Source organism: Mesorhizobium sp. M7A.F.Ca.CA.002.15.2.1, from assembly GCF_003998715.1.
GTDB lineage: Bacteria > Pseudomonadota > Alphaproteobacteria > Rhizobiales > Rhizobiaceae > Mesorhizobium > Mesorhizobium ciceri.
In genome coordinates this window covers 1-2,598 of record NZ_RZPI01000740.1, presented here as the reverse complement: position 1 = coordinate 2,598, position 2,598 = coordinate 1, and the positions used below count along the sequence as shown (strand labels likewise).

Here is a 2,598-nt window from a genome sequence, read left to right as displayed (position 1 = left end):
CAATGAGATAACGCTGGCGAGTGCCGATTTATTCCCGGTCGGGGTGAAATCTTATTGTTCTTGCTTGCCTTTATCCGTTTTCCCTCGCCGCCCGTGTCAAAAGCCGCTGATAGAACAGGCCGATACCGATCAGAACCGCGCCGAGGCCGATGAAGGATAGCGCCCGGAGTACGCCTTCCAACTCCGACATGTCGAATATGAAGACCTTCAGCACGGCGATCGCGATCAGCGCGGCCGAAGCGATGCGCAGCACCTGCGATTTCAGCCAGACGCCAGCTGAGAGCAGCGCAACGCCAATCACCAGCCAGAGCGCCGAATAGGTGTAGGTTTCCAACTGGCCGAGGCCGCTCCACAGGCCGATGAATTCGCCCTTGAACAGGCGCCTCACCGACAGCGTGGCATAGGCGAAGGCAAGCGCGGCAGACACCACGGCCAGCATCTGCGCATACCATTTTGGCCGCTTGTCCCTGGCGTAGAGCGCCAGTCCCCCGGCGGCGACCGCCGGCAGGAGATAGGCGAGGAACAACAGGTTGAACACCGGGATACGGCCGGTCGATTCGTCGGTAAGCAAAGGATTCAGCACCACGAAATGCCTGACAACGATGAAAGCGACCGAGGCCACACCGGCGGCCATCGAACCATAGCGCAGCACCGAGCTTGGCGAGCGCATGTCGATGGCGACCAGGATGGCGCCGGCGCCGATGGCGATCAGGGTGTAGATCGACTGTTCGGCGAGCGTCATGGCACCCGTGTCGATGACGCCGCCATGCATGGCGTGGCGCACCAGCATGGCGAGCGTGAGCAGCGCAAACAGCGCCGCCGCCGCTTCCATGGCAAGGCGCGGTCGGCCGTTGGTGGTGCGCGCTAGCTGCCACGCGGCGAAGCCGAAGGCCAGTGCGGGCACGCCGTAGCCCGGCAGCAGCCAGTTGAACACCGGCGTCGTCGACAGGAAGCCGGCGCCGACAATGGTCGGGTCGAAGGCGACACGGCCAAGCACCGCGATCACCGCGCCGACCGAAATCCAGCCGAGCACCGGATAGGAGCGCCAGCGCGTGGCCAGCGCCGGCACGATGGCCGCCGCACCGAGCAGGATGGTGGTCCAGCCGGAATCGAAAGCCATATGCATGAGCAGGAGCCCGGCGATGGCCGCGCCGCCCAGGGCAAACGAGACCGCGACACCGCCCTTGAGCGGCGGCTCCTCGGCCCGCGCGATCCACTCGCCGCCGGCGGCGAAAATGACGACCAACAGTGCCGCTGCGGCGGCGTAGACAGGGTCACGGTCGAGATTGCCGAAAGTGAACCAGAGCGCCAGCAGGACGACCAGCGGGACGATGACGCCCCACGCCGCCCATGAGGCCGCACGTATCTGTGTCCCAGCGGCGAACCGGCGCGCGGCCCAGAAGCCGGCGCCGATGAAGACCAGGCCGAGTGCGATGCCGATGCGCAAGGTCAGCGCGTTGGACGTGGCCACCGGCAGTCCGTCGACGCCCAGGGCGCCGCCCGAAAAATCGGAAGCGATCGAGGTTGGCGGGATAATGCCGAGATAGATCAGCACCGTGACCAGTCCCGCGGCATAGAGGAGCGGCAGCGCCAGCGGACGATAAAGCGTGACCGCCACCATCGCGGCGATCACCACCGCGCCCGGCAAGGCATAGCCGGCGGCAGCAAAGGCCGGGTCTACCGACAGGCCCAGTGCCGAGAATGCGACGAACAGGCCAGGCACGATGGACGGCCAGTCGAAAGCCCTGTCTGGCGTGGTTTCGTCGCCACGGCGAGCGAGCCAGACAAGGGCGAGCACGGCCAGCGTGACGGCGTCGATGAGCAGGATCGCAGAGAGGTTCGCCCCCGGCGCATCGGTCATATAGAGAATGGTCCAGACACCGGTGCCGAAAAAGGCAGCCGCCATCAGCAACTTCCAGTCGCGCATGCGGGCGATGACGCCGGTGGCGGCAAGCACGATGGCGAGATAGCCGAACAGCGCCCAGGGATTGGGTGCCTGCGAGGCGACGAGCACCGGCGTCACCATGGCGCCGACAAGGCCGACGCCGGCCAGCGCCTGGCCGTGGACGAGCGCAGCGGCAATGGTTGCCACACCGATGGCCCCAAGCAGCGTGAAGGCGAGCGCCGGCCCGATGAAACCGTAAATGCCATGCGCGGCGTAGACGGTGCCGAACAGGATGAAGGCACCGGCCGCTGTCAAGATCGCCGGAATATAGGCGCCCGCGGCGCCTTGTACGGGCATCTTGAAGCCGGTGCGGCGGACGAACTCGCCGCCCACGACCAGCACAAGGCCGAGCGCGCCGGCCATGGTCAGCCGTACGCCGGGGCCGAAAATGCCGGCTTCGATGGTGTAGCGGATCAGGAACAGACCGCCCAGCGCCAGGGCGATGCCGCCGACCCAGACCGCCCAGCGGGTGCCGAGCGCGGTTTCGACATCGGATTGGCGGGCGGCTTTCGTCGCTCCGGGAAGCTCCGCGGGTTCCACCGCCTTCGGCGCCGGTTCTGGAGCGGTCCACGGCCCGGACACGATCTCGCCGGTCGAGTCTTCCGTTTCCGTGGGTGGCGCCGGTGCGGCGACCGGCTCGCTTGTCGCTGGAG

At 66.8% G+C, this 2,598-nt stretch carries 1 protein-coding gene; it reads right to left on the bottom strand.

Translation table 11 applies throughout. The features are described 5' to 3' along the window. Positions 1–70: 70 nt before the first annotated feature. On the bottom strand, positions 71–2,598 hold a 2,528-nt coding region (locus ENZ74_RS28495; protein WP_164761272.1), incomplete at its 5' end, for a DUF2339 domain-containing protein.